Annotated in this window: 6 protein-coding genes and 2 pseudogenes; 2 read left to right on the plus strand and 6 right to left on the minus strand. The window is 38.5% G+C overall.

From position 1 onward, the window contains the following. The 5 genes and pseudogenes from ACTJLE_RS05995 to ACTJLE_RS06015 form a co-directional block, all read right to left on the minus strand. A pseudogene (locus ACTJLE_RS05995) lies at positions 1-181 on the minus strand (hypothetical protein); the annotation flags it as partial. 26 nt (positions 182-207) lie between these two features. Further along, positions 208-1164, minus strand: a complete 957-nt coding sequence (locus tag ACTJLE_RS06000) for a recombinase family protein (RefSeq protein ID WP_473412339.1) — start codon at positions 1162-1164, stop codon at positions 208-210. A 538-nt stretch (positions 1165-1702) separates the two neighbouring features. Next, complete coding sequence (locus ACTJLE_RS06005; RefSeq protein ID WP_481267852.1) at positions 1703-2641, minus strand: ABC transporter permease; 939 nt, start codon at positions 2639-2641, stop codon at positions 1703-1705. After that, positions 2638-3417 carry an ABC transporter gene (locus ACTJLE_RS06010; RefSeq protein WP_481267853.1) on the minus strand — a complete coding sequence of 260 codons (780 nt, stop codon included), beginning with the start codon at positions 3415-3417 and terminating at the stop codon, positions 2638-2640. The genes ACTJLE_RS06005 and ACTJLE_RS06010 overlap by 4 nt, the downstream gene beginning before the upstream one ends. A gap of 10 nt (positions 3418-3427) precedes the next feature. Then, on the minus strand, positions 3428-4534 hold the full coding sequence (locus ACTJLE_RS06015) for an ABC transporter ATP-binding protein (RefSeq protein WP_481267854.1): 1107 nt from the start codon (positions 4532-4534) through the stop codon (positions 3428-3430). Positions 4535-5046: 512 nt separating this feature from the next. Between ACTJLE_RS06015 and ACTJLE_RS06020 the strand changes: the two genes are divergently transcribed. Both ACTJLE_RS06020 and ACTJLE_RS06025 read left to right on the plus strand, forming a co-directional pair. After that, complete coding sequence (locus ACTJLE_RS06020) at positions 5047-5322, plus strand: type II toxin-antitoxin system RelB/DinJ family antitoxin (RefSeq protein ID WP_481267855.1); 276 nt, start codon at positions 5047-5049, stop codon at positions 5320-5322. Further along, complete coding sequence (locus ACTJLE_RS06025) at positions 5322-5600, plus strand: type II toxin-antitoxin system YafQ family toxin (RefSeq protein ID WP_481267856.1); 279 nt, start codon at positions 5322-5324, stop codon at positions 5598-5600. Before ACTJLE_RS06020 ends, ACTJLE_RS06025 begins: the two co-directional genes overlap by 1 nt. 265 nt (positions 5601-5865) lie before the next feature. Here ACTJLE_RS06025 and ACTJLE_RS06030 read toward each other — a convergent pair. Further along, a pseudogene (locus ACTJLE_RS06030) lies at positions 5866-6232 on the minus strand (RNA polymerase subunit sigma-24); the annotation flags it as partial.

Here is a 6232-nt window from a genome sequence, read left to right on the forward strand (position 1 = left end):
ACCACCTCAGCCAATTCGAAGCTGAGACTTTTTTAGTTTGAATAAGCCTTATAACATTTTGCGCTTCCTCAACCCTCAATATATCTTGTTCACAGTTAACAAAGCTCACACCAAAAGTATCAGCACGTTTCACCGTTAAACGAACATCTTTCGTCTCTGCGATAAACTTCTTATTATCCATTCCTTAAGCACCTCCTCGTGCACATACTAATAATCAGGTTTCATTTTACCTTTCGAGCTATATTTCTTAGACTTGCGTTTGACCGTTCCGTCCTCTCCAACTTCCAAATTACTCCGAGCCGCCATCTCAAGCTCAACGGCTTCAAACGTTTCTTTAGAAATAATGCCTGCATGATGATCTGTATTCAAATACTGACAATCCGCATTTCCCGGAACAGCAATCGCCACATCGCCTGTATATTTACGCCTAGTCAAAGTGCTCTCAACAGCCCGTTTACTCCAAATATCTTTCCCCTTTGGAGACTTAACACCTCTACTTTTTAACCTTTCAATAATTCCAACAACGCTTAAACCTTCCAGATACCAATCAAAGATAGCTCTCACTACCTTCGCTTGCTCTTCATCAATAATAAGCATTCCATGCTTATCTTTCTTATAACCATAACAAACTCTGCTATAAAGACCCGACGTGCCATCTTCTGCTCTACGCCTTAATCCCCAAACAATATTCTCGCTACGCCAATCATTCTCTGCTTGACTACAAGCTTGAACCACACTGATTAAAAGTTCATCATCGACAGTTTCCGTATCAATTTTATCTGTCTCAAAAATAATTCTCGTGCCACATGATCGAATCTTTCTAATAGCCTCTAAGCCTTCTTTCGTATCACGACCAAAACGGCTCACACTTTTAGTAAGAATAATATCAAGATTACCTTTCTCACATTCTTCAATCATTCGATTAAACTCGTTTCTTGAAGATCCAACCTTAGCTGAAGCAACATCAAGGAAAATATCAGCAACAAACCAAGTCATGTGAGAAGCAGCAAGGCGAGTAAGACCAGACACTTGAGTCGAAAGACTATCCAGCTGCTCTTTACGATTTGTGCTCACACGAGCATAAACCCCAACCGCATAATCCTTAATTACACGCTGAGGATGGATGACTATCACATCTTTATTTAGCTCATCTATCTTATCCATAGCCATCTCTCCTTATTTTTAGACTAACGAAACTTAGATTTCTTCTCCATGATAATTAGCCTAAACCTTATTTTCCCACTTCACAGGGTGGGTGCAAAGTGGGTGCACTTTTTAACGTTAACATCCTGTGCACTCGACCCTAGAGGGTTGATATGTTCCCTCATACAGCAAAATCGCACTCAAAAATCGCAAGAACCCAGCCTAAAGCTGCTTCGCATTAAACCTTTTAACGATAGCCCTCGCTAAGCCTTGCTACACAAAGCCTTCAATGCACCCACCTAATCAGCCTTTGACATCAATACGACACTCTCGACGTGGATTGAGAGAACTCCAAGTATAGCTACACTTTTTTGAGTGCACACTATGGATAGTGGGTGCACTTTTTAACGATAGAAAAAGCTATCGCAAAAAGGTTTAAGATTTGCTTAATAGCTTGCTGAACAATCTTACGCAATAATCAACATGCCACTAGTCTTACACCCACTCTCCATACGCGAATCTAATCCTTATATGATTAACTAAATCCCATATTTATTACTTAAAACCCTATATTTGTTAAAGTACCTTTACGCTGTTGAACCGCCACACCAACATTCCATATGATCACACCAACAATTGCCCATAACACGCCAACAATAAGAATCACAAGTAGAGATACGCCAACATTTACAGAACCATCAACTATGCTACGCGATACTTGCGTAACATGAGTTACTGGAATCACGTATAACACGTATTGCATCATATTAGGAAATACGCTAATTGGAGCAATCACACCACAAACAATAGGAAGTATTGCACTAAGCGCGTTAGAAATAGTATAAACATCATTCATCATCATACTTATAGCAGCTATAGCAATACCAAATCCAGTAGAAGCAACAGGAACAATAAGGAACAACAGCATCAACGCACTCATATTAATCACAAAGAAAGCACTCGGGCTTACTACAAGCATTGTTATAAACAAAGTCACAGCATCACTCACCAAAGAAATAGTCACGAGCGCAATAATACGACCGAACCATAATGGTAATGCAACTTTTGCGCTTGTAAGCACGAATGGTGTTGTACCTTCAAAACGATCCCATGCTAGCGCTTCTGACACAGTCATACTTGTGGAAATAGAACATGCACCCATCACAGCAGGAAGAGTTGAAGCAATCAAACTATGATTAAAACCAGCGCTAGTCGCATAACTAGCTGCTCCATTGAATCCTCCGCTTACAGCTCCAGCTAGAAAAACGTATAAGAACGTGGATAAAAGAGGCTCAACAATCATACGAATAACAGCAGTATTCCAACTATTTAAGCTAGGTATACTCTGTATACTCACTCTTGCACCAGTTCGTATACTAGATAACACGCTCACGTGACCATACTGAGAATATTGATTATATTGATGCAATTCAGCGTACTTATTATTTTGAATAATTTTATTTCGCATAGTTTCAACCTGATTATTATTTCGTATCATATTATGTTCAAACTTCCATTAAGCGTTGCAAGTCGAATAGCATGACGTAACATAAAACCTGCAATAACAAGCAAAACGCTGGATAATACAACGCATAACACAATTGCTAACACAGTAGTAGCATTAAACGCTTGCGCATGAGCCACCCACACTGCCGACGTAAGCGGATGAATAAACGCAATAATGCGAGCAGGCAATGGCATTGATTCTACAGGAATCACTATTCCACAAAGCATCCATACAGGAATTAAAATCAAACCTTCATAAACTGTAGCTTTACGGCATAATACAAAAATTCCAGATAATAATGCAGCAGAAGCTACGCAAGCAAGCATAGAAAGTAAGTATCCAACTAACTGCGTGAATGTTATCATAAAGAACCCATGGCAGAAAACAGCAACGGTAATAATCGCAAGCGGCATACCAATGCACCCAAGTAAAGCTGCGGATCCTACAATAGGAAGAAACACTGCAGAAGGTGAGATAACACTTAAAGTTAAATATTGTAATGTTCCTAAATAACGCTGGTATCCAATAATTCCAACAGCAGTAGTTGTAGCAGACCATAATCCAGCTATAGAAGAATCAACCCAAATATTATTAAGACAATTAGCGCAATCATGAGAAAAACCATAGTATGCAACAATTTTCATCAACGCAAAACATACTGGAGCAAGTATCGCATTTTGCAAGAAAAACGTTGTTTTTGCTAAGCTTTTAAGCTGAAACCATAAGCCACGAATCACAGAAGCGTATGAACGAGTAGAAGTATTCATATTAAGCCTCCTACTTACTTAATGGGAGTGAGGACGGCGAAGAAGACGGCGTAGCAGCAGAAGAAGTAGAAGTATTTGACGCAGAAATATTATCATTTTGCACAATAGCAAGATACGTTTCTTCCAAACTTGCAGCACGATCACCTAAACGCGTAATCCCATCAACAGGAATTTTAATATTTCGTTCTTGAGATAATGTTTTACTCCACGCGATAGTAATATTTAACACTCCATGCGATTCAAAAACATCACACCACAACACTCCATCAAGTTTTTGCAATTCTTCCTTAACACTAGGAGTTCCGCTTGATACTTCACCGTCATACGCGTACATTGTTACATGATCAATATGCTGCAAAGAAGCCAACTGCTGAACACTTCCCTGAGCAATAATATTACCGTGATTTATTACAGCAACAGTATCAGCTAATTTTTCAGCCTCACTCATCTCATGCGTAGTTAGCAAAATCGCTATTCCTTGATCTCGTAAAGCATGAATAATTTCACGTACTTTCCTAGCATTTTCAGGATCCAAACCAGTGGTAGGCTCATCTAAAAGCATAAGATCCGTTCTAGCAACCAGCGATCTAGCAATATGCAATCGTTGCCACATTCCCCTTGAAAAAGTTTGAACAGCATCATGAGCTTTATCAAGTAAATCAACTTGCTCAAGAGCATCGTGAATACGCTTACCTTGCTCCCTATATGGAACAGCGGAAAGATCAGCAAAATAACGAAGATTATCTAATGCACTTAACCTTTGATAGAATCCTCGCTCACCTCCAAGAAGTAACGACACGTGCTTACGTGCTTCTCGAGGATTACTCACAGCATCAATACTGGCAATACGAACATTACCATTATCAGGAGCTAACAACGTACCAACAATTTTCACAGTAGTTGTTTTACCTGCACCATTCGGACCAAGCAAGCAAAATATTTCACCAGAATGAATATCAAAAGATACGTTATGTAAAACTTGGCGAGTTGTTTTCTTATGACCGAATCCACGAGAATAAGATCTTGTTACATTATCAATACGCAATATTAAGTTGCTAGTTGACTGCTTATTATTGTTATTGCGACTATTAGTTGCGTCTTCTATATTATTATTCATTATTATTGCTTCGTTCTTACTTGTTATTAAACCTTAATTCTTACTGTTATTAAACATTAATTCTTACTGTTATTGAATAAATTTCAACAATGAAAATCAGTTAGATAAAAAGATAACGATTGCTTACAAGAACGATAAGAACGCGCAAAAACATGCAAAAACGTGTAAAAACCATAGAAAAACTAGCGCGCATGTGCAAGCATAATGACAAAACACCATGTGCAATGCGTGTTTAATACTGCTAAAGAATATGTATCTTAAGCTGTTTTATGTGCTTTTATATGCCTTTCAAACCGTTCTGAAGACTAGCGATCATTTGGGCAGTCATAGCGCAACACCTCATAAACTTAAATGTGCTTTACGTGGAAAATTATATGAGCATTACGCCAAAAACTCAAATATAAGCAATCACAAAACATTTGTTTAACATTTGCAAAATATTACTATTTCTTCTTTATTGCTTGACAACGTATACTGATTGTATCATAATCACTTTAAAAGGAGCTAATACTATGGCAACAAGTCCTACTCAAATTCGTATTGATAGTAATGTCAAAACAGAAGCAAATGAACTGTTTAGCGAACTCGGCATCGATATGTCAAGTGCCGTAAACATCTTCTTACGCCAATGCGTTTTGCACGGCGGCCTTCCTTTTAAAGTAGAAATCCCAAAGTTCAATGCTGAAACACTGGCAGCAATGCAAGAAGCCAAAAGAATTTCCAGAGAACCTAACGTACCATCATATTCTTCTATGGAAGACCTTAAGAAAGCGCTGTTGCAAGACTGATGTACAACGTTAAGTTCACGAATGCTTATAAGAAAAGCTATAAGCGTATGGCTAAACGAGGAATCGATCTTTCTCTTTTAGATGAAGTAGTAGATAACCTAAGACAAGGCATTCCACTTGATCCTAAATACAAAGACCATATACTCAAGGGGAAATTCAACGGTTTTCACGAATGTCACATCAAGCCAGACTGGTTACTTGTTTATTTACTAGAGGATGATATTCTCACGCTCACACTTATCGATACTGGTAGCCACGCAGACCTCTTCAACCTGTAATCGTAAAAAATGTACGATTAACCAAAATCTCCACAACCAGAGCCAAAACAAAACCAGAACCAGGACTTTTCACCGCACTCATCGCTTATAAGTGAAATTTAATGACAAAATCGATAATTTATAAGTTATAACTGATAAAATAGCAGAATCGCATCTAAAATCTCAAAAACCGCGAGAACCTAGTTTAAAGCCGCCGCATACTAAACCTTTTAACGATAGCCCTCGCTAAGCCTTGCTACATAAGGGCAAACTTGCACCCACCTAATCAGCCTTTGACATCAATACGACAGTCTCGACGTGCATCAAAATCAAGCGAAAGATTATAGTTACGTGGAAAATGCTCTTCAGCAGCATACTCCACATCATCCTTATTCGGCTCATAACCATGCTTAAGATTAAACCGCCGGATATATTTTTCTTTCCAATCTTCAATTTCAGCTTTTTCTTCAGCAGTTCTAGTAGGACGCAGGTTCTTATTGTTGTAGTAAACCTCACTGTCGTCCATTGAGTGAAGCATCTTAATATCCGCTTCAGTTACACCATTCTCGCCTGGCTTGATTTCGATAGTTTCTTCACTATAACTACCATCTTCATTACGAACACAACTTGTATACTTATATGTTGCTCGATCA

This window comes from Gardnerella sp. CCPDSM, from assembly GCF_056754715.1.